The following is a 21046-nucleotide window of genomic DNA, read 5'->3' as shown; positions in this document are numbered from 1 at the left end:
TTGGGTTGAACGAGACTGAAGTCCCTCATGCCATCTTATATCTTCGCTTATTCGTAATTCCACTTGAGTGCCCACGGGTCAAGGGTCTCTTTTTGCCAAGCTTTCAGTTTGCCGGAGAGTTCTTCGTAGGCACGTTGATGCTCTTTGTCGTAAGCCAGGTTATATAGTTCATCCGGGTCCTGTTCGAGGTCGTACATCTCGAACTCGGGCCGGTGGATGTAGTTGTAGACCGTCCGCTTTCCGTAAGTCTCTCTCTCAGAATTGATTACGCTCTTCCAGGTTGGGCTTTCCTGCAGGTCGGACGCAAACGGATAAGGCAGATCATGTGCGATGTTGAAAGTCAGCTTGTACTTTCCTGAGAGGATCGTCCGCATCGGATAGTACATGGTGATCTCGTGGAAGGTATGCGAGAGGTAGATCTCGTCCCAGCCCTCCGGATTTTTCTGGTCGATGACGTCCAGGAAGGATCGCCCATGATTAAAGTAGGGGACTTTTTTCCCGCCCTTAGCGACTTCACCTCTGTTTTCCGTCGTGCGGATCATCACTCCCGGGTCTGGTTGAACTTCGCAATAATCGAGAACAGTGGGGACAACATCAGTCCATGAGAGCCGTGCATTGCAAACTTGTCCAGTCTCTTTCGACTCCGGATTCCGCACGATGAGTGGCAAGTTGGCGCCGGGTTGATACAGATTAGTTTTCGCTCCCGGAAAGGGAGGGCCGTTGTCACTCAGAAACAGAATCAACGTGTCGTCCCAGTGCCCCGTCTCTTTCAAGGTATCCAGTAGCAAGCCGAGTCCTTGATCAAGTCGGGAGATCGCCTGATAAAACTCGGCCAATTCGGCCCGACACTCAGGAGTGTCCGGCAACCAGTCAGGCACGATGACTTCTTCCGGGGAGTAAATCACGGGGGTTACGCCAGGATAATAGTCTGTTTTGTTGTTGAAGTTGGAGAAGCCATCCGACCCACCACCACGATGTGGATCGGAGGTACAGAAGTAAAGAAAGAAGGGACGGTCATCTTCTTCCGTGATCCACTCGCGAGCATTCTTCGCCATCTGCACACTGTTCCGACTCCCCTGAATATTCTGATTCCGATACTCCTGAAAGTGGTAGATGTACTCCGGTGCCAAATGATACTTGCCAATCGAGCACGTGCGGTAGCCCGCGTCGTTCAGCAGGTTTGGCAGAGATCGAACCGATTCATAAGTACTGAAGTGATTATAACCGTGGGCATGACCGTAATGCCCTGTTGCATGGTTGTGTAAACCGGTCATCAGAACAGAACGGCTTGCACTGCAACTGGCAGTCGTGCAGTACGCTTGGGTGAACTTCGTCCCCGCCTCCGCCAAGCGATCAATATTAGGAGTTTTGATGACTTCGTTGCCATAACATCCTGCTTGGAAACCCATGTCATCCACGACAAAGATAATCACATTCTTCAGTTCCTCATTAGAATTTGATCCTCTTTTCGAGTCAGCATAAGCCGTCCCACTGAAAGCACAGGCGACGACGATTAACAGCAACCAGAGCAGACGATGAGTCATGAGATTCACCTGAATAAAGGAGAGCAGGGACAGAGGGAGCAAAAGACAACTCTGAAACCAGAAAAAGGCTGATGACAAAACCAGCCGCTTAGTGCAGAAAAGAATTAATCCAGATACAGCCCGGCGATATCGTCCAGATCAATTTGAATGACTTCGACTGTCTGCTTACGACGCGAAAAGGCGACGAGCACGGACCCATTCTGTTCAATTGAATGCGGGTACTGCCACGACTCATAACGGGTCGATCCGAATCGCGAACTGTCGGCCCATTTGGCGTTTTCCAGTTCTTCGGGAACGGGTAACCGGACCATGCGATCGAAGACTAGCCCGTCACGAGAAACAGACATACACAACGGGTTACGTTGCTTCGGATTAGGATTGGAAAACATCACCCAATATCCGTTCGACGTATGAGTCACATGAAACTTGCTGGTCGCGTCTGGGAAATTGGTCTTAGTCATCTTGGTCCAACTTCGTCCATTGTCGGTCGAAAATGCGCGGAGCAAACGACCGGAACGACTGTTATCCCGAAACAGGCCGACCAGGTTGTCATCAGGCAATTTCCACCAGAATGGTTCTTCCGGTTTGCCTCCTCCATCGGCCTTGTAAGTCGAGAGCGGAAACTCTTTCCAGTCGTCAATCGCCTTAACGCCACCGATGAGAATGGAAACATCCCGTTTGGCCGACCGTTTGGACATCATCCATTCGCCCGTAGCCAGTTTTTTAGGAGGAAAGTTATTCAACGCGTCATCAAAAATCAGCTGAGGTTCGCTCCAAGACTGTTTATCAATGTCCCAGATCGACGCAACCAGTTCCAGATCACCACCGTTAAAACTGGGCGCCTCGTACAGACTGGCGAGGGCAATCAATTGATTATCACGGACCCACAGACCCCGGGCGATGTAACCGTAGCCTTCTTTGGGTGGGCCCAGCAGAACGCGAGGTTCTTCCCAGTTTAATCCGTCAAGACTGGTGGAATATTGCAAATGCTGCCGTGCTTTGTCTTCCACAACAGGTCCGTGACTCCAGAAACAGAAATACTTCCCATCATGGAACGCGAGGTAGTTATGCAGACGGAAATTCCACTCTTCATCGCCCAGGGAAACAACGCCATGTTTCCCTTTGATTTTCGGGAGAGCTTGAAAATCGATCGCAGTGGGATCCATCCCTGTTTCGGGCAAGTCCAACATCAAAGTCGATTCGGGAGCCTCGACGGGGTCGGGTTGAACCTGATTATCTTCGGCGTGAAGAAAACTCCCGTAGAGTGAGAGCACGAACAGAACGAAGCAGGAGCGCAGTAGAATCGCATTCACAATTGGAATCCAGTCTCTGTTGTTCTATGTCGCGCTTTCTTCTGTAACCTTTTCCTCAACCTGCGGCGCGTGGGCCTGTTGTTTGAATTGATCACATTCTTCCTGCAACGACATCGATTTGGAGGTCGGCACACCACACTTCTCGCCCACGTATCGCTGAAACAGATAAATGCGTTCTTCCCGATTCCCCAGACAACCTCGATAGGCTGTAGAGGAAACACCCTCCTGACAGGGACCGAAGACTTTTTTATCCTGCAGCTGAATACGTTGATTAGCGTGGCGGAAATACCAGGCCAGTGCCGGGCGTAGAATCGACCCTATCACACTTTTCCGACTCCCTTCAAGGGTCCAGTTCCAGATTTCCGTCCGTCCTGTCGTGGGAGACGTCGGAAGATAGATTTGAGCGTGCAGCACAAGATCGTTAATCGTGAACACCAGATGGGGGTGGATATGACGATGGATGTATTGCCCCGTGTCCGGTCCTCCTAAGCGTTTCACAGCCCGCTGCTGCAATCTCCCCAGCTTCGGTTCGTCCCAGACATCATAAATCAGCTCCGTGAACTCCGGAGTCATGATGTGCTCCTGAGCTTCTTCACTCGGATATTCGATACCGAGCGATTTCCCATGGACGCACGGAACGTGATACGTCTCAACCGTGTTTTCCAACGGGATTTTCCAGTTGCAGTCGAAGTCCTGTTTCCAATGCCAATTGTGGCGACGGGGAATATCAAACAACTGATTCCAAGTATCGTAAAAGTCCCCCAGAAACTCCCGCAGAGAAGGTGCCGTATAGTCAAAACAAATGAAAAGACTTTCGCCGCAAGTTTCGACTCGATATTTTTCCAAACGCGCATTTTCGCGATCAAAAGGACGGAAGCAGCGCGCGTCCGGTATCTTAGCCGTGTAACCGTTGGGTTTGTACTCCCAACCATGATACTGACATTTCAACTGCGGCATGTTCCCGCAGTCTTTATTCGTCAGCTTACAATGTCGGTGAGAGCAGACATTCAGAAAGGCGCATAACTCGCCGTTGTCATTCCGAATGATGATAGGACGATCGAACATTTCAGTCGTATAGAAGTCACCATGATTGGCGACGTCCTGTTTCATACAGACCAGATGCCATGCCGGTAAAAACAGCCGGTCCAGCTCTGTCTGATAAAAGTCTGCGTCCTGATAATGTTTCGAACTAAGTTGATATTCTAATTGATTTTTGTGAATGAACATGACGGTCGGGCCCGTACCAATCCTTCAAAGAAGTAAATCTACTGATGCAATCCACCCTCCTGCACAATGTGGTTCGCTCCCTCTGGTGCCGTACTTCTTTGCCTGCAATCAGTATTTAATCTCCAAGGTCTTCAAGTCAATATTTTACATTTATCTTTTGGCATTTTTGGAGAAGAGATTGGGCGAACGTTTCATTTGTTTAGACTATAGATGCGAATTTCGCAGATTCGAGCCTGTTCAATTCCCTGCGTACTGAGCACTCGAACCCGTACTGCGGATTTTATTTGAGGATCTCCAAAAATATGCTTTCGCTGCCGCAAAAAATTGCCTGATACTTTTTCGATTGTCTGCCAATTGGACTCTTGGTCAAATAGTTCGATTTCATAGTCGGCGACCGTTTCAGGTTGGGGGACTCCCCACTGCATCTTCGATGTATATCCGTCGTGGAGACTCAACGTAAGATGCCGATGCATTCCTGTATCAAAAGTGAGTTCGATACGCTGCATCTCCACTGGTTCCGACCATTCGAGCTGAATCCAGGCAGGCAATCCATCTGTGGGATCAGACATCCAACGATGCACTCCGGACCTTGCCCGATCAACTGGAGCGCCCCGCTTTCCAAAGACTGCTCGCGTCTGCCCGCTGACTACCAAAAACGCTTCGCATCCTTCTTGTTCACTGGACGAAGTCACCGTTGCTGTTCTCGCCAGATCTTCGGAATCTTCATTCGTCACACCAATGAGATAACAACCATCTCGAAGCAGTTGCTGTTGAATTTGATGAACCAACTTGAGATCGCTACTGATCCCTCCCGGGGAGATCCCTGTTTGAACTCCGATGGCGGCGGCCGTTCCGACTCCCTGACCGATCACTGCACAAGTCGCCATCACGCGCGTTGAGGCAAAACCGACATGTGTCGCCGAGATATTCCGACCGGCGAACATCAGATTTGAAATCGTTTTCGAGACACAGGCTCGCAATGGAATGTCATACAAGTGAGGTACTTCATGCTGAACGCAAGGTTCCTCCTCGGCGACATCAACTCCCTCGGGAGGATGCAGATCGAGTGACCACCCTCCGAAGGCAATCGCATCAGAGAAGGGGACCGAATTTAAGATATCGTGCTCCGTCAGGACATGCTGACCAATAAACCGGCGACTTTCCCGTTTCCCCGGTACAAATCCGCACCACTCCAGCGCCCAGTGCGAAGCTTCAAACGGGTCGCTCCCCGGTTCCGTTCCCGTTCTCGTTTCCGGGGGCCCATTCTTAATGTGATCCCAGATTCCCAGAGTGACGGCCAGCAGTTCATCGCGGATCACTTCGTTGTCACGAATGGTGTCGTGCGTTCCTCCCCATTCTGCCCACCAGTACCCATACTCATGCGTCGGCTCCTCATCACCCGGAGTTGCGTACAGACGAAGCTTCAACTCTTCCTTCGAGAAGGACCGCACCCAACTGGGCGTCTGATAAGGCATCGGTCGATCATGCTTACGAGCCTGAATCAAAATTGTCGAACCGAGCCGCAGGTTGTCGGCCGTTTGTTGAGCCAGTTTCTCTCCGTACGCCGCCTTGTCTTCACGCCCTTCCATAAACGGGGCTCCTGCCTCGACACCTAATCGGCCATCTCCCGTGCAATCGATATACGTATTTGCCCGGATAATGAACTCGTCCTCGGTGCTGTGGCGTACTCCTCGTGCGGCGACGATTTTTCCGTCTTCAACATCGGCGGCGACAATGGTGGTGTTCAGCATCAATTTGAGATTGGGTTCCGTGCGGCATTTGTCATACAGAATCAAATCAAACATGGAAGAGGATCGCTGTGGATTGCGCACGGAATTTTCCAAACGAATCTCTTCGATGATGCCTCCCTCGCGCGCCTCGGTGACCAGCTCTTCCCCTCGCTCCGATCCTCCCGTTCCATTCGCGCCCACGATATGCATCCGAATCTCACTGGAAGCATTGCCCCCCAGAACTGGTCTGTCCTGACAAAGTATGACCTTCGCCCCGGTACGTGCCGCAGCCAGCGCCGCGCAGACACCCGCTGGTCCACCTCCAGCAACGAGGATATCCGTATGCAGTTCTGTGGTTTTCAATACGGGTGAATTGGGCAGAGGAGTATCAGGCAGACTCATATCAGTTCCATCATTAAAATCCATCGCGATAAAAAAAGAGCCCAGGTATTGTACCTGAGCTCTTTTCGTTTTTCAGTCAAAGCGACATCAACAATATTAGTCAAGTTCTTTGATGGTGATGTTTTTCCAGGAGACCTCGTAAGGTCCTTTACCTTTGCCGATACCATGGACCTGCAAACCGAGGAATCCTTTGGGGTGCGATTCGTAAATCGCTTCGTCGGTCAAGTCAGCGACCATGTGGCCGTTAATCCAAGTTTGAATGCGTGGCCCTTTGGCCACGACTTTGTAATGGTTCCACTCGCCATCTTTGAAGTGTTTGTGTGGGATCAGTTTATCTTCCGGAGTCAACCAGCCACGGCCAGTCGATTCCCCATAAATGTAACCCGCTTCGGCTCCGTTAGCACCGCTCGCTTCAATTTCAACCTGAGGACCATTCACCCGGCCTTCGTTGGTGCCATCTTTAGTTTGTGACCGAATCTGCACACCCGAGTTCAGTTCGTCAGCTACTTTAACGTCAAATTCGAGTTCGAAATCGCCGTAGAGTTTATCGCTGCAGAGAAACGAATTCGGGCTCCCTTCATTTGTTTTACCAACGATGGTCCCCTCTTCAACCCGGTAGGTCGCCGTGCCATTTTTCTGAGTCCACCCCTTGAGGGTCTCTCCATCAAACAGCGAAACCGCCTCGCCCGCCATCACGGAGCTAACCGAACAGGCCACAACCAACGCCAGACAACCAAAACCAACCAATCTCCGCATGAGCAATCTCCCGGGTGAAAATTCAGGTGTGAAAGTATTTAAATTCGAAAACCACTGATATTAGAGAGGATAACCCGGAAAGGGGGGCAGGGGCAAGTGAGCAGTTCTACTATGCATGGATAACATTTGACTATTCGTTTTCGTCACTTCCACTCGTAATACTCTTTCAGCTGGGCGACTAAATTAGTTATATCAGGGAAAATTGCACTTCTACGAACTCCCAACAGCGAAAGTTGCTCAAGTGCTTTTTTTCGATCAATTCCCTCTAAATCAATTCTTGCGAAGACGTCGCCAGATGAATGACCAAGAGAAGAGAGAATCTCATCCAGACTACGTCGATCGCTACCATGAACAGTGAAATAACCTTGCTGGTTCGATATACGCGGATTGGACCTCTTAGGATAGATCGCAACCGGATGGAGATTGTTATAAACCCACCCGTCAAGGTCTTGCTTTACTAATGCTTGCGGGCCCTTAACTAAATGAGGCAACCAAATATCAGCTTCTTCGTAGTTCTCCGGGGCAAAAATCCCATACCAATTCATTATTGCTTCGTTATACGAACAGGGATCCATGATCCAAACGCATGGAACGGCGTTACTTTTCGGCGTCTCTAACGCAAAAAAAAGAGCTGAGGAAAAACTTTCAGTCCAGTCTAATAGACGTGTCGGTATCCCATTATGTTGAGCAAAGTAGTAAAAATCCCAACTCTTTACGTCTGAATAATCAGATTTAAATGAGCTTGATTCTTGAGCAAACGAAACCAAGGGTGCATACTCGTCATACTTCTTTCGCCAGTAAGCACCAGGAACTAACTTAAGATTCCTGTTATTGACTCCGCGAAACCAGAAATATGGTGACGTATAGTGCCATTTAGAAAGAATATATGACGCAATATCAAATGCTTTTGAGATCGACCTAGCTTTTCGAATTTTCATAACCCTCACACCTTCATAATTGTCCCCCGCATTGTAATCACACTTTTAAGATTAAATCCACTATGAATCCCACCAATCCAACCGTCCTCATTACCGGAGCCGCTACGGGCGTCGGGCGTGCCTGTGCCGTTCAATTTGCGGAGGTCGGGTTTGATGTCATCATCAATTACTCGCGGAGCGAAACGGAAGCGTCCGAAACGCAGAAGCTTGTCGAGGAGGCAGGACAAAAAGCGTGGGTCATGCAGGCCGATGTCAGCGACGAACAGGCCGTTAAAGAGATGATCGCCCGGATTGAAAAAGAGTGCGGGCGGCTCGACGTGTTAGTGAACAACGCGGCGAAGACGGAATTCATTGAACATAAGGATCTCGAGGCGTTAACAGAAGATGTCTGGGACTCGATCCTGGCAGTCAACCTTAAGGGACCTTTCTTCTGTATGAAAGCGGCGGCACCATTGCTCAAACAGTCGGAGCAGGGGGCGATTGTGAATGTCAGTTCCATCGCCGGTATCTGCGGTCGAGGTTCCAGCATAGCGTATTGTGCGAGTAAAGGGGCACTCAACACTCTTACGAAATCGATGGCCCTGACCTTGGCTCCCGAGATTAGGGTCAACGCCGTCTGCCCCGGTCCCATTGAAAGCCGCTGGCTCCGCTCTGTCATGACCGAAGATGCCCTGCAAGGCCTTGCCGCGAATTACCCCATTCCACGCCCGGCCAAACCTTCCGACATCGCCGACGCCGTCCTGCATCTGGCCATCGGTACGACCTTAACAACAGGCCAATTGCACGTCGTCGACGGTGGCGCACTGTTGTAAGCAAATGGCTAATCGGGTGGCCCAGACAATCACGTAGTGTTGTCTGGGTGCCGAAGGCACACCTAAGCGCTGAACGTAATCTCATATGAGTTGGTCGAGGGAGCGTTTTGAGTTTACTGAATGATCAGCGATTAGTGTTGCTGCGCAACCCAGACAACGCTGGCGCGATTGTCTGGACCACCCTCTGTACTTTATTCGTAACGACCAGCTTTACTTCTGGCTCACCTTCGGTTCAACGCCGCTGTCGATCTCTTTGATCCAGGAGACCTGCGTTACGAGTTGATTGAGGGCTGCATAAGAAATGTGGGCATTAGTGGCATGCCGGGGAGTATCGTTGGCGGGGAAGGTGGCCAGACTGGCATCACCTACCAGGAAGACATTGAAATCTCGCGACAGATTTTCGTAACCGGCGGTCGTTTTGCAAAAGCACATATCCGTGGCGTAACCGGTCAGCAGAATGTGCCGGATACCATTCGCTTTGAGGAATTCCTTCAGCGGTTTGTAACCTTCGCGGTCAAAGATCAAGACATCGTCATGCTCGACGGTGACATCGCTCGTCACCGGGACGGGTAGTTCCCAGAAACCTGCACCGTTATACCGGGGACCGGAATCGATACCGGGGAATTGTTTGAAGTAATCAATCACGGGTGTCTCTGAGGACAGAGTAATCTCTTGAGGAATTAGCTCCCCTTCATATTTGAATTCCGCCAGCTTTTTCAGAACGGCGGCCCGGGCGACTTCCCGTTCTTCTTTCGTCGGGTTTTCATCAAACGTTCGGTACATCTTTTTCCGAAGAGGATCGACGTCACCAATAATGCTATACATGATGAATCCCGCTTTGCCCCGCATTCGTTTCAGGAAGGGATTAATCACTTCTCGAGTATGCCGGGCGGCGAGATGATTTTTTTCGGGTGTACAGAAATCGGCTACGCCAGCAGGTTCGGGAGTGGTCCAACCCTGACCGTCATCAATCCCCCAGGGGTGCACCATGATGACTGCCGTTTGATCCAAACGAATGTTGTTGGGAACTTCGATGATACCGCGAGCGTTATAAGAGAACCGCCAGGCACGCACACTGAGATCAGCTCCTGGATCATTCACCAGCAGAGGTGCTTGGTACCGGTTTAACTCTTTCACGGGCGCGATGAACTCGGGATAGTCGTTCAGCAGAGGTTCCGGATTTTCGAGCAACGTCAACTTATTCTGATAAGTGCGTACGTCCGATGATTTCTCTTCAGCGAAAGAAGGAGAAACCAAAGTGAGGAGGAGCAGGCAAAAATAGATACTTCGGTGAGACGTCATCTCAGATTTCCTTTTCACTAACGGCAAAACAGTAGAAAACGGACCTCGATTGTACCCCCTCTGGTTTCTATTTGGCTCCCTTTTTGGCGTACTGTTTCAGATGTTCGCGAAAAACCTGAATCAACCGACTCTGGAATCGGTACGGGTTCCAGACGACGGCAATCTTGCGAGTCGGTTTGCTACCGGTCAGCGATCGATAAACCCGGCGGTCGGTCTTGTCTAATACACGAGCCATCGCCGGCACCATCGAAACGCCGTGACGAAGCGCGACCAGTTCCTGTACGGTCGCCAGTTGACTCGTTCGTTCCAACGCGACGGGGTGAATCGATTTCTGGCGACAAAACGACATGATGTTATCCGAAAGGCAGTGAGCTTCGTCCAACAGCACGAAAGGATACGGTTCTACATCGCTTAATTTGATTTGTTTTTTATCAACCAATGGATGATCGGGAGGCAGAACGAGGAAGAGTTCCTCTTCGAACAGTTCTTCGATCTCCAGATACTTGGCGGGCACAGGCAGCGCGAGAATCCCCAGATCGATTTCTCCCTGCTGACAACTCTTGAGCAGTTTCTCGGTCGTTTCTTCCTGAACTGTCAGCATCGATTTGGGATATTCCGTCGCAAACTTCTGTAGTAAGTCGGGCAACAAGAAGGGGGCGATCGTCGGAATGACTCCCAGACGAATACGGCCCGAATTTCCGTCGTCACAGATTTCAGCCTTCGTATCTTCCATGATCTGCAACATCTGCTGAGCGCGGGATTGTAAGAGCGTCCCCGCCTCCGTGAGCGAGACGGAGCGGGTCTTCCGTTCAAAGACAGGCTGCCCCAGTTCTTCTTCCAGTTTTTGAATGGAGCGACTGAGCGCGGGCTGTGAAACCAGCAATTCTTCCGCCGCACGAGTAAAACTTCCCCGCTCAGCGACTTTCAGAAAATACCTTAACTGATCAATTTCCATCGAGTTATCTCTTTCCAATTCATCATGCACAAGACGCATAGAATATAGTACATAAATGCATTGGATGTATCCATCGCTTTCCGCAATACTTGGGGCATTGAGGAAGACAATCCAAACAGCTGAGGAGGCCCCTGTTTCATTTGCAAAGTGCCCCATGCACAACGCGAATGGAGCAGGGGTTCTATATCCAGAGTCGGTAACACCCAGTTGAGTTGAGTTGTTACAGAGTTGAGTTGGATGTGATCGATCAGGGAGACGCGCAGGGAATGCCCTTTGTGACTCCCTGGTCGTATTTTTAGCGGGGCATTTTTTAAAGCAGGATTAACAGTTACTGCACCCGCTCTGCAATGGTCGACAACGACACGATCTCCGCTTTTCCATTTGAATTATTTACCAGATCACAAATCAGCTTGATCGTTTCAAAGTTCGGGTCCTCGACATACATGATCGACGGATGGGCCAGAAAATCGAATACGGCCTGATTCTCTATCGCCCAATTGACGGCGAGTTCGACGTACTCAAGGAAGGCGTCGCGGTTCCAGAAACCGCTACGAAAGGCTCCGACATCCCCCGTGGGACTCATTGGAATTTCAATGAGACCTGTCGGATAAACAAACGGTTGTGCCGCTTCCTGTGTGGCGATCAATTCGTCGAAGATATCCTGCTTCGGCATGTCAGCGGGGTTATAACTCTTGGTACTGGGATACTTGCTGCTCACCCAGGAAAATCCTTCATCCAGTAACATCTGCTGGATGTCTTCCCGACCTTCCAACCCCGTATAAAAGCCACCCGGAGTTCGAAAGCCGTTCGGTTTGAATCCCAATCGCTGCTCCATTGCCAAAGTCGTTTTGCGGATGTTCGTGCGAATAATCTGCTCGGTCGTCATGCCTTCGATCAACCAGGGAGATCGTTGGAATCGGAACTGCGTCTCTTCCGGTTTTTTGGCCAGAACATACACATGATCGTAAGTGTGATTTCCAATCGGGTGACCGAGTTCGTGAATTTCTTTCAGCCAATCGATATTCTCCTGTTCCAGCACGCGACCTACACAGAAATAGTGAATTAATCCGCCTGACTCACTGGCGATTTGCGCCGCCTTCAACGAATAGGCTTTGGTTTCGTCGTTCAGGTTGCCTTTCTGAAAATCCCACTCCATCTCGTCGCGAGTCGGATACATCCGGCTCATTTCAAGATCGAGCGTAATGGCAATCTGTGCTTTTTTCGCGGGAGATTCTGCGGCAGCTAGCGGTCGAGAAAATGCCGACAAACCGCCTGCCACCATCAGCGCTAAGCCACTTTGCTCCAGAAACAGGCGACGGGACAGGGGAGAATTCATGGTTGCGGCTCCGGTTTACTTTGCAGGTAGGCGTACAGGTCGCGAAGCTCCTGAGGACTGAGAGGTTTCAGCAGGTTTTCAGGCATCAAGGAGATATTTGATGCGGTCAATTCATCGACTTCCTCGGCTGGAATAACAATTTTCTGATTTTTCTCGTCGAGCAAGGTGATTTGAGAATCGGTTTCCTCGACTAATAAACCGACGGCCAACCGACCTCCCGTCGTCACCAGAACGTATCGCAAGTATTCTTTACGAATCTGCACACTGGGATCAATGATGCTCGTCAGCAGAAAGAGCTGATCATGCCGGTTTGCCCGAGTCAGATCGGGTCCAACTACGTTGCCTTCACCGAACAGCTTATGGCAGTTCGCACAGATCTTTTTGTATATTGTTTTCCCCTGTTCGGGATTCCCCTCGGCAGCGCGAAGATCGTTCATGATTCGACGAATCTCGGCCAGCTTCTCTTCCGCTGTTCCCGCCTGAATACTTCCCCAATGTTTGCGAACCAGGTCATCGATATCGCTCATGTTGTGCAAAGCGAGCTGCCTTAATTGCTCCGTTGTGAGGAGGGAATCAGGCAATTCTTGTTGATCAACCAATCGCAACAGGGAAAGCGTTGTCTCCGGATGGGCAATCAAGATGGTAAGCACGCTCGGTTTCAAGTTCGGGTCGCCCTCCTGATATAGCGTGAGAAGCTTATCCCCAACCTCCTCGCTATAGTGACGTGCTAATACGTCCAGCATTTTTAAAGCGACTGGTTCAGGTTCTCCCGACTGAATCAGGTTTAGTAAGGGTGCTGTCACGCGTTCATCACCAACTTGCTCCAGTACGGTTAAGGCGGCAATTCGATCTTCGACGGATAAAGATTGATTAGTGGCCAACTGCAGCGCCTGTTGCAAGGCTTCGTCGCTACTTAATCGAATGAGAATTTCCAGCAGCAGGGGGTTGCGTCGATCCGCCTCCCAAATGCGCTGCAAGGTTTGAGACAGCTCTGTCGCTTGCGATTCCAATTTGACCGCGACCGCCTCGGCCTCTTCCTGTTTAACAACAGCAACTTGATTAAAGAAACCTGTCAGCGGCAACCCGGAAATCTGTTCTTTACCCAGCATCTTCAAACCGCTGTTGAGTTCCGCCAACAACTGCTGTTGCGATTTAGCATCGGGTGCCGTGTTAAACAGATGAGCGGCGACATGGAGACTTTGACTACTTCCTTCACCCGCGAACCGACGCATCAATCGGCCAATCAGAATCGTCCGCACAAATTCATTCTCCCACGCTTTCGGGCTCGCGAAGAGTTGCAGAGCCAGTTCGGGGGCCTCCATCGCATGCTCTTCGACAGCCCACCAAACGAGCAGCGGTATGTAAGCATCCGTCAAGATATTCATTCGACTGGCAATACGAGACGCAAGCTGAAGACCGGGCTCTGCGGGAATACGTTTGGCAGTACAGGCCAGTTGACTAACGACGACAGGATCCATTTCCTGCTCAGCGAGCAATATCAACTGTGGCAAGTATTTGCTTGCCGTAATCGCTTCCGGTTCTGTTTTCGCCAAATGATATTGATCCCCGACAAACCGCACCGTCCAAGTCCGAATCACAGGATCAGAATGAGTTAACAGGCGGTTGATCAATTCCGGGTCCGTTTCCGTAATTCGTGGCCACGCATCCATGCTGTACAAGGTCCAGAGTGCTTCTCTCGCCAGTGTCGATTTCTCCGGGGTAGGCTCCTTCAGCCAACTCAGTAATGTCGGTTCAACTGTTTGATCTTTCCTCGAGGCCAGCTCCAACCTCGCACGGCGAACCATCCAGCTGTTATCGCTTTTCAACCACTCGATGAGTTCCGCACTGGATTGTTCAGCGGGATTCTGGTGCTCGGTCGATTTCATCCCCACTGGGCTGATGCGGTAGATGCGCCCATTCGACTTATCCCAGTCGGCGTCCGGGTCAGGATGCGCCGTACGTTGGTCGTGCCAGTCGCAGAAGTACAACGTTCCATCGGGGCCCATCGTCATATCACTCGGGGCACACCAGGTGTCGTTAGCCAGCACGAGTTTATCCGCAAACGCGGTCTTAAATGTCGCGCCATCCGTTATTACATCATTGAAATAAACACCATGCCCCAGCGTATCGGCACCGAAGTATTTACCACGATACTTTGCGGGAAAGGCATCCGCTTGATAGACCAATCCTCCCACGGTGACATGGCCTCCCTGAAAGTTTTCATGAGGAACATGTTTGAAATATCCGAAAGCAAAGGGATTGTGCAGTTCGCCATGTTTGGCAAACGCTTTCTCCAGGTAGGCCCCCTGGACACCATGATGCATGACGTAACCACCATGATTGGTGCTGTAAAATAGATTTCCTGCCGCATCAAAATCGAGTCCCCAGGAATTCCCTCCTCCTTCACAGAAGAGTTCAAACTGATCGCGAGCATGGTGATATCGCCACACTCCCTGCTCAAACTGGACACCTCGAATGTTGGCCTGAATGTTGGTTCCCTGTGTTCCGTACAACCAACCATCCGGCCCAAACATGAGTGAGTTCGCCAGAGAGCTCGTATCTTCCATTCCAAACCCACTCAGCAGGACTTCCGGGTCGGAATCAGGAACATCATCCTGGTTGCGATCGGGGTAGAAGAGCAGGTAAGGGGTCTGCAGAACATAAACGCCCCCATTCCCAAACGTAAATCCGGTCGCCAGATTCAAACCGTCAACAAAGTCTTTCGCCGATTCACATATTCCGTCGCCGTCTTTGTCTTCGAGAATCGTCAGCCGGTCGGCCCCGCGTGGACCGTGAGGAGGGGGTTCGGGCACCCGGTCGTACGTTGTGCGTGAATACCGATCGACTTTCACTCGTTCCAATCCAGCCGGATTGGGATATTGCAGATACTCCATGACCCACAGCCGACCTTTGTTATCAAAATCGATCGACACAGGTTGTCGCACTTGCGGTTCCGATGCGACCAGTTGAACTTCAAATCCGTCCGTTACCCACATTTTCCCCGCAGCTTCTTCGGCAGGATAGCCTTGAGCCAGGATATACCCACCGGAACAGAGTGTGGCAGTCAACCAAACCGCGAGTTTGGCTTTTAGAGCGAAGAGGGAGAACGGAGAGGAAAGAAGTCGTCTGGAAGCAGAGTCTGTGCGGTTAGGTCTCATATGAAGGCAACTTCCAAGTCGATGCAAAGCGAACAAGTTGGTCAATCAGGCACATCTCTGCAGGAACGCAGATCAGATAAAGAAAGTTTGATATGTACCTCTGGTTTAATGGGCCTTTCCGGGAAAGTCAACTACCGATCGTCTCAGCAGGTGGTATCGGGACGCCGCAGCTTTGTTATCTGGGTGCGATGCGGTGTGCCAGAAAATCAGGATAAAAAAAGAAGGCACCTCTCAAAATGAAAGGCGCCTTCAACCAAGGGAAGTTGTGTTTCGATTATTGCTTTTCTATTAGGCGAGTAACGAATACTGCCTACAGTTGAAGAGCAAGAGTACTGTAAGAGCGAGTATCGGAGTAGGCCTTGCCATCCTGCTCACCTGCGACTTCATTGACATGTTTTGCACGGATCGAAAACAAGTGGCCCTTAGGAGCTGTAAATACGAAGTTTCCATCGGCATCTGTTTTCCCTTCCAGCTCAACATCGCCTTTATCGTCCTCGATTTTTAATTCCGCATCAGCGAGAGGTTTGCCGTCCCATTTCACCTGCAACTGAATCTCGTCTCCGCCGAGTTGTTTCGGAGTAATATCGAGTTTTAAAGCGGAGGCAGCGTTGATGGTTCCCCAGTCAGCGGGTTTCGCATCGTTGTAAGATTTCGCGTAGTATTGCAGTACGAAAGAGCTGTCACCCCGTTCCAAGACACCGTAATTATGTGAAGCGGCAACGACTGTAGGACCAGTTTTGATAGTGGGAATCGCAATGATCGACTCTTCACCTTTCGCAGTAGAGAGGTCAACCTTCTTACCACCGGGAGCCATTTGCCAGACTTTGGCCGCCATAACATTTTCCAGAAGTGCAGGGTCGTCCGCTTCAGCCAACTCACCAAAATAAAGGTGAACTTGAATCCCTGTTTCTTCGGTCGCCAGAGGAAGCAACCAGAGGAAATGGGCCTGAGCTAATTGAGGGAGAAGAACCAGTCCAACAACACCGGCGAGAAACAATCGTCGCAATTTCATCATGATTAATCAGTCTTCTAAAGAGGCAGGGCATTACAAACAATTTGAGGCCACAGCCCTAGACTAGTGAAATTGAGACTCAGTATCAACTAAGAACAGCGATTATTGAGATCATTTCTGGAGAGACAATTTCTTCTCCGATTTTGAACGAGTCGCTTTGATCGTTTAAACCCCCTCTAATCAGTCTCAGGAACAGATAAAGAGGCATTAATATGTTGTCGAAATCGTTGTCTCCCATTAGGATATGAATACACTTTAGACTCACTCACTTTCACTTTGCCGTCGCTCAGCAATGACAAGGTACCCTCAATGTTCGCAGGCCATTCGCATCAACATGCATTTAACTCATTTCAGCCGACTACTCCGGAAGGGTTGGTACTGAAGAGTCGACGCAACATGCTTAAAGCGAGTATGGCGGGTCTAGCAGGATTATCGCTCCCCGGGCTGATGCAGCGTAAAGCCGAAGCCGCAAAATCTGGTGAGTACATTGCCAACGGGAAAAGCGTCATCCTGCTTTGGATGACTGGTGGTGCCAGCCACATCGACACCTGGGATATGAAACCGGATCGTCCTGACAACAATCGGGGACCATTTTCCCCTGTGGCGACGAAGGTACCCTGTGTTCACATTTGCGAACATTTTCCACTGCAAGCGGCCATGCAGGACAAGATCACGATCATTCGATCTGTGGACTGCCGCCACAGCAATCATGAACCCAACATGGTAATGCAGACCGGATTCGCTGGCGCTGCGCCTCGATCGAATCGAAAAGGGGACCGGTTCCCCTCGATCGCGTCTCTCTGCTCCAAGTTCCGTGGATCGAACGACGCATCGATGCCACCTTACGTCGCGTTTATGAAGAACCATTCACACATAGCATTTGCTGGAGATGCGGGCAAAAAACACGATCCCTTTATCGCGAACGATGCTGCCCGACTCCCTATTTATGACCTGCTGGGTAACGATACCGGGAATAAGAGTAGCGGAAACCGATTCGCGTTGCCCGGTCAATTGTCTCATGAGCGAATCCGAAATCGACAGGAACTCGTTTCAGGATTCGATAGACTTCGAAAAGAGATTGACCAATCCGGTTCGATGGCCTCTCTTGATACCTATCGACAACAGGCAGTTGATCTCCTCATCGGACAGAAGGCCCAAGCCGCCTTCGATCTGGAACAGGAGACAGCAGATATGCGGGAACGCTACGGCGACCACCTCTGGTGCCAGCAAACATTACTTGCGCGTCGGCTGGTCGAGGCAGGGACTAGTTTCGTGACTCTCGACCTCAGCTATCACAGCGCCTCGGGAACCTGGGACAACCATGGCATTCCGGGAGGCGTTTACGGGGGTATCTCCAAAGGATTGAAACCTTTGCTGCCCTTGTTCGACCGTCTGTTTACGACTCTGGTGAGCGACCTCGAAGAACGAGGCAAACTGGATGATGTGCTTGTGATCGGTATGGGCGAATTCGGCCGAACTCCCAACATGGGAACACAGGGAAGCCAAGACGGTCGAAATCACTGGCAGAATTGTATGTCGATGGTCATGGCGGGGGGTGGCCTCAATCATGGACAGGTCATCGGAGCCACAGAACAAGACGGGGGAAACATACTTGAGCGTCCCGTCACTCCGGGAGACCTCGCCGCGACGATTTACAAACACATGGGTGTGCCGCTTCACGAACATTATATCGATGGAAGTGGACGCCCTAATTTCATCGTGGAAAATGGCGCCCCGATTGCGGAACTGTTCTAAAAGCGCCCGGATCCACTCTGGCTAGTCGAGTCGTGCCCCATTTGATATTTCTGGACAACCCCTCAACCGGGTTTAAGATAGGTTCTCGTCGTCCAGCAGCTTATTAATTCCAAATGAATCACGCCGTTGGAAGCTCTTGCGCGATTTGAGCAATGACAGAATCCCAATCGCTCCAGGCAGGTTGACGAATCAATCGCATCTGTGGATACCATGTTGATTCCTCGCCAGTCAGACGCCAGCGCCAGTCGGGAGTATGGCAGAGCATCGTCCAAACAGGTAAGCCGAGTGCACCGGCAAGATGAGCGACTGCCGTATCGACCGATAGCACCAGATCCAGCTGCTTTAATAACCAGCCCGTATCCCGGAAATCATTAACCAGATGACCGGCGTGCAGAAACCGAGCTGGGGACTGCAGGCTTTCAAGATCTGTTCGTGATTGTTCATCAATCTGCAGGTTCACCCACTGAATCCCGCTCAAATTGAACAGAGGTTTAAGTTTTTCCAGAGGGCAGGAACGAAGCTGGTCCCGGTCTTGTTCCGGGTTACCGCGCCACACAAGCCCAACTTTTTTAAGCCCCGTATCAAGTTCCCGCACAAGCGTCGTCACTTCAACAGAGGCTGACCCAGGTAATTCGACATAACCGCTCTGTGAGATTTTGTCTGGTTGATGGATACCCAGCAATCCGGGAAGTGAGCAGAGGGGAAGTTGATAGTCGAACGAGGGTTCATTATCGATCGTCGCTACTACTGGTCCAACCTCTTTCAAGGAAGGAGCCAGAAGTGAGACCAAAGGCTCGTGGCAAAGAAAAGTGATGTCCGCTTGTGACATTTCTTTAGCCCGCTTGAGGAAGCGACTAAATTGTATCGTATCGCCGAACCCCTGATCAGCAATGATCACCAGCCTTTTCCCGGTTATCGCTTCTCCTCGCCAATTGCCTTCGGCATACTGAGGAAACCGGGTTGGTGTTAAATTCAATCGATACTCGTAACCCGTCCAGCCAGCCTCATACTTCTCTTGCAATAACTGAGTTGTCGCCACGTTATAGTGAGCAATTGATAATTCCGGAACCAGCTCGGCTGCTTTTTTAAAATTCTGAATCGCTTCATCTGGCTGGTGCTCGGCCAGAGCAACGGATCCGAGATTATTCCAACCTTCCGCGTAGTCCGGTTTTATATCCAGAGCTTGCTTCGCATAGCGACGTGCTTCGGAAAATTGTCCCAACTTTTCATACAGATAACAGACGCTGCCCATGATCTCTGCGAAATCCGGTTTACGTGACAGAATGTCCTGATAGATCTCCAGAGCTTCTTCGACCCGTTTTGAACTGGCGAGAACAAAGGCAAGTTGTACCAGATACTCTTCATTCTGCGGATCGGCCGAGAGAATCTGTCTATAGATATTCTCGGCATCGGCCCAATTCTTCATTCGTGTCAGCACACGAGCGAACGCAGCACCAGCCTGATGATCCGTAGGCGTCAACTCCAATGCCTTTCGGTAACATTGGGCCGCCTCTTTGAGAGCATTTCCCGTTTCAAGTAATTCGCCCAGGTTGAAATACGCTTGACTATATTCAGGATTACTTTTGATCGCCTGCTGAAAAGTAGATACGGCGGCTTCCAGATTCCCTGTCGCGCGGTAAGCGATACCGAGGTTATTGAAGACGTCGGGTCCTGCGGAGGGTTGTTCAGTGAGAGGCTCTAAAATTGAGATCGACTCGTCATATCGATTCAGTTGCAACAGACATGTGCCGAGTAGAAATCGAACCTGCATATTGTTCGGATCCACAGCCAGCAGTTTGCGATAGGCGGGTTCGGCTTGATCAAGAGAGCCTTCCTGATGTAATTCCAAAGCAGACTGCAGCGTATTCTGGTTCTCATCCATGACCAGCTATCCAATCGGAGAAAAGCGAAATGGCTAATGAATTCTGCGACTTTCCTGAGTGCAAAAAGGGCGAAGTGCTTTCTTCGTTACTTACATGATCTCTCTCAAGTCCGTCAGAGAGGAGTATAGTGTTTCCCATCCGAACTGGGGAGCTATAGAGCAACAGGACCTCAAATTCAGACAATTTCAAGTTCATAGCTGAACATTGTTTCTTTCTCCATTCAGCCCACAGTAAAAGCGAAAAAAAGTCGGCGATAACATGCATAAATGCACTAAACACTTACCGGCCGAAGCCGGTGGGTTTGAAGATTCGTGAGCTACGGACTGAAGTCCTTCGCTCACGATGAAGGAACACGGAAGTTGTCACCACCATCACTCGGTTCAGTGTCATCCTGTCCACGGATATATGCCATAATCGCTTCATCAGTTACATTTCCACTCGACGCGACTAAGTAACCTCGGGCCCAAAGGTGGCGGCCCCAATATTGTTTTTGAATGTGTTTGAACTCCATCGTCAGTTTTCGTGAACTTTTCCCTTTTAAGTACTGCATAATTTTGCTGGGCGACAAATTGGGAGGACAAGACAACAGAACATGAACGTGATCTTTCGAAACCGCCCCCTCAAGAATCGCAACGTCATGCGACCGACAAACCTCTCGCACCAAGTCACGCAGACGGACAGCTACCGCACTGGTGAGAATTGGGTTACGATATTTCGTCACCTACACAAAATGGTATTTGATGTCATAACGACTGTGAGAACTCGTGCGATAGTTTTCCATCCTTCAATCCTAATCAACAGAACTGTAAAACCTAAAGGTTTCTCCTGAAGGCGAGGGTTTTAAACCCGTCGCAAGGACAATAAATCGTCGACTTTGTTGGACGCGTAAATACAATGTTTTGGTTTTCACCCAAAGATCAGCC

At 50.4% G+C, this 21046-nt stretch carries 15 protein-coding genes; 2 read left to right on the top strand and 13 right to left on the bottom strand.

The annotated features are described in order from the left end of the window. Positions 1–47: 47 nt before the first annotated feature. The 6 genes from Pla110_RS09295 to Pla110_RS09270 form a co-directional block, all read right to left on the bottom strand. The gene (locus Pla110_RS09295; protein WP_144995407.1) at positions 48–1544 is read right to left on the bottom strand and encodes a sulfatase family protein; all 1497 of its coding nucleotides are present in this window, start codon (positions 1542–1544) and stop codon (positions 48–50) included. 104 nt (positions 1545–1648) lie between these two features. Next, the gene (locus Pla110_RS09290; protein ID WP_144995405.1) at positions 1649–2857 is read right to left on the bottom strand and encodes an exo-alpha-sialidase; all 1209 of its coding nucleotides are present in this window, start codon (positions 2855–2857) and stop codon (positions 1649–1651) included. A 24-nt stretch (positions 2858–2881) separates the two neighbouring features. Then, positions 2882–4084 carry an aromatic ring-hydroxylating oxygenase subunit alpha gene (locus Pla110_RS09285; RefSeq protein ID WP_144995403.1) on the bottom strand — a complete coding sequence of 401 codons (1203 nt, stop codon included), beginning with the start codon at positions 4082–4084 and terminating at the stop codon, positions 2882–2884. Between the two features lie 191 nt (positions 4085–4275). After that, the gene (locus tag Pla110_RS09280) at positions 4276–6216 is read right to left on the bottom strand and encodes an FAD-dependent oxidoreductase (protein ID WP_144995401.1); all 1941 of its coding nucleotides are present in this window, start codon (positions 6214–6216) and stop codon (positions 4276–4278) included. A gap of 96 nt (positions 6217–6312) precedes the next feature. Continuing rightward, positions 6313–6972 (bottom strand): 3-keto-disaccharide hydrolase, encoded by a 660-nt coding sequence (locus Pla110_RS09275; protein ID WP_144995399.1) that lies wholly within the window; start codon positions 6970–6972, stop codon positions 6313–6315. Positions 6973–7115: 143 nt separating this feature from the next. Next, positions 7116–7910: an FRG domain-containing protein gene (locus tag Pla110_RS09270; protein WP_144995397.1), complete on the bottom strand. Its 795-nt coding sequence runs from the start codon at positions 7908–7910 to the stop codon at positions 7116–7118. Between the two features lie 62 nt (positions 7911–7972). On the opposite strand from Pla110_RS09270, the gene Pla110_RS09265 reads away from it, so the two are divergent. Beyond that, entirely contained in the window at positions 7973–8722 is a 750-nt protein-coding gene (locus tag Pla110_RS09265; protein ID WP_144995395.1) for an SDR family NAD(P)-dependent oxidoreductase, read from the top strand. A 210-nt stretch (positions 8723–8932) separates the two neighbouring features. Here Pla110_RS09265 and Pla110_RS09260 read toward each other — a convergent pair whose 3' ends face one another. The 5 genes from Pla110_RS09260 to Pla110_RS09240 all read right to left on the bottom strand — a co-directional run bounded on the left by Pla110_RS09260 (position 8933) and on the right by Pla110_RS09240 (position 16488). Then, positions 8933–10024: an isochorismatase family protein gene (locus Pla110_RS09260; protein WP_144995393.1), complete on the bottom strand. Its 1092-nt coding sequence runs from the start codon at positions 10022–10024 to the stop codon at positions 8933–8935. A 67-nt stretch (positions 10025–10091) separates the two neighbouring features. Then, a complete protein-coding gene (locus Pla110_RS09255) occupies positions 10092–10979 on the bottom strand; it encodes a LysR family transcriptional regulator (RefSeq protein ID WP_144995391.1) in 888 nt (295 codons plus the stop codon). A 328-nt stretch (positions 10980–11307) separates the two neighbouring features. Continuing rightward, the gene (locus Pla110_RS09250) at positions 11308–12315 is read right to left on the bottom strand and encodes a polysaccharide deacetylase family protein (protein WP_144995389.1); all 1008 of its coding nucleotides are present in this window, start codon (positions 12313–12315) and stop codon (positions 11308–11310) included. After that, positions 12312–15473, bottom strand: a complete 3162-nt coding sequence (locus Pla110_RS09245) for a PVC-type heme-binding CxxCH protein (protein WP_144995387.1) — start codon at positions 15471–15473, stop codon at positions 12312–12314. Before Pla110_RS09245 ends, Pla110_RS09250 begins: the two co-directional genes overlap by 4 nt. Before the next feature lie 310 nt (positions 15474–15783). After that, positions 15784–16488: a DUF4198 domain-containing protein gene (locus tag Pla110_RS09240; protein ID WP_144995385.1), complete on the bottom strand. Its 705-nt coding sequence runs from the start codon at positions 16486–16488 to the stop codon at positions 15784–15786. Between the two features lie 306 nt (positions 16489–16794). On the opposite strand from Pla110_RS09240, the gene Pla110_RS09235 reads away from it, so the two are divergent. After that, complete coding sequence (locus Pla110_RS09235) at positions 16795–18240, top strand: DUF1501 domain-containing protein (protein WP_144995383.1); 1446 nt, start codon at positions 16795–16797, stop codon at positions 18238–18240. Positions 18241–18358: 118 nt separating this feature from the next. Here the strand turns inward: Pla110_RS09235 and Pla110_RS09230 are convergent, their stop codons facing one another. Both Pla110_RS09230 and tnpA read right to left on the bottom strand, forming a co-directional pair. After that, positions 18359–20122 carry a tetratricopeptide repeat protein gene (locus Pla110_RS09230; RefSeq protein ID WP_144995381.1) on the bottom strand — a complete coding sequence of 588 codons (1764 nt, stop codon included), beginning with the start codon at positions 20120–20122 and terminating at the stop codon, positions 18359–18361. 338 nt (positions 20123–20460) lie between these two features. Next, on the bottom strand, positions 20461–20844 hold the full coding sequence (gene tnpA, locus Pla110_RS09225) for an IS200/IS605 family transposase (protein ID WP_231742960.1): 384 nt from the start codon (positions 20842–20844) through the stop codon (positions 20461–20463). Positions 20845–21046: the final 202 nt, after the last annotated feature.

It is taken from the genome of Polystyrenella longa (assembly GCF_007750395.1).
Lineage (GTDB): Bacteria > Planctomycetota > Planctomycetia > Planctomycetales > Planctomycetaceae > Polystyrenella > Polystyrenella longa.
The sequence above is the reverse complement of the archived record's forward strand: the minus strand, read 5'-3'. Positions and strand labels throughout refer to the sequence as shown.

Coding starts and splice junctions, on each gene's coding strand:
- Pla110_RS09260 (WP_144995393.1), bottom strand. CDS start 10,024: ATGACGTCTCACCGAAGTATCTATTTTTGCCTGCTCCTCCTCACTTTG.
- Pla110_RS09245 (WP_144995387.1), bottom strand. CDS start 15,473: ATGAGACCTAACCGCACAGACTCTGCTTCCAGACGACTTCTTTCCTCT.
- Pla110_RS09235 (WP_144995383.1), top strand. CDS start 16,795: ATGTTCGCAGGCCATTCGCATCAACATGCATTTAACTCATTTCAGCCG.
- Pla110_RS09295 (WP_144995407.1), bottom strand. CDS start 1,544: ATGACTCATCGTCTGCTCTGGTTGCTGTTAATCGTCGTCGCCTGTGCT.
- Pla110_RS09275 (WP_144995399.1), bottom strand. CDS start 6,972: ATGCGGAGATTGGTTGGTTTTGGTTGTCTGGCGTTGGTTGTGGCCTGT.
- Pla110_RS09285 (WP_144995403.1), bottom strand. CDS start 4,084: ATGTTCATTCACAAAAATCAATTAGAATATCAACTTAGTTCGAAACAT.
- Pla110_RS09230 (WP_144995381.1), bottom strand. CDS start 20,122: ATGGATGAGAACCAGAATACGCTGCAGTCTGCTTTGGAATTACATCAG.
- Pla110_RS09280 (WP_144995401.1), bottom strand. CDS start 6,216: ATGAGTCTGCCTGATACTCCTCTGCCCAATTCACCCGTATTGAAAACC.
- Pla110_RS09270 (WP_144995397.1), bottom strand. CDS start 7,910: ATGAAAATTCGAAAAGCTAGGTCGATCTCAAAAGCATTTGATATTGCG.
- Pla110_RS09240 (WP_144995385.1), bottom strand. CDS start 16,488: ATGATGAAATTGCGACGATTGTTTCTCGCCGGTGTTGTTGGACTGGTT.
- Pla110_RS09250 (WP_144995389.1), bottom strand. CDS start 12,315: ATGAATTCTCCCCTGTCCCGTCGCCTGTTTCTGGAGCAAAGTGGCTTA.
- Pla110_RS09265 (WP_144995395.1), top strand. CDS start 7,973: ATGAATCCCACCAATCCAACCGTCCTCATTACCGGAGCCGCTACGGGC.
- Pla110_RS09255 (WP_144995391.1), bottom strand. CDS start 10,979: ATGGAAATTGATCAGTTAAGGTATTTTCTGAAAGTCGCTGAGCGGGGA.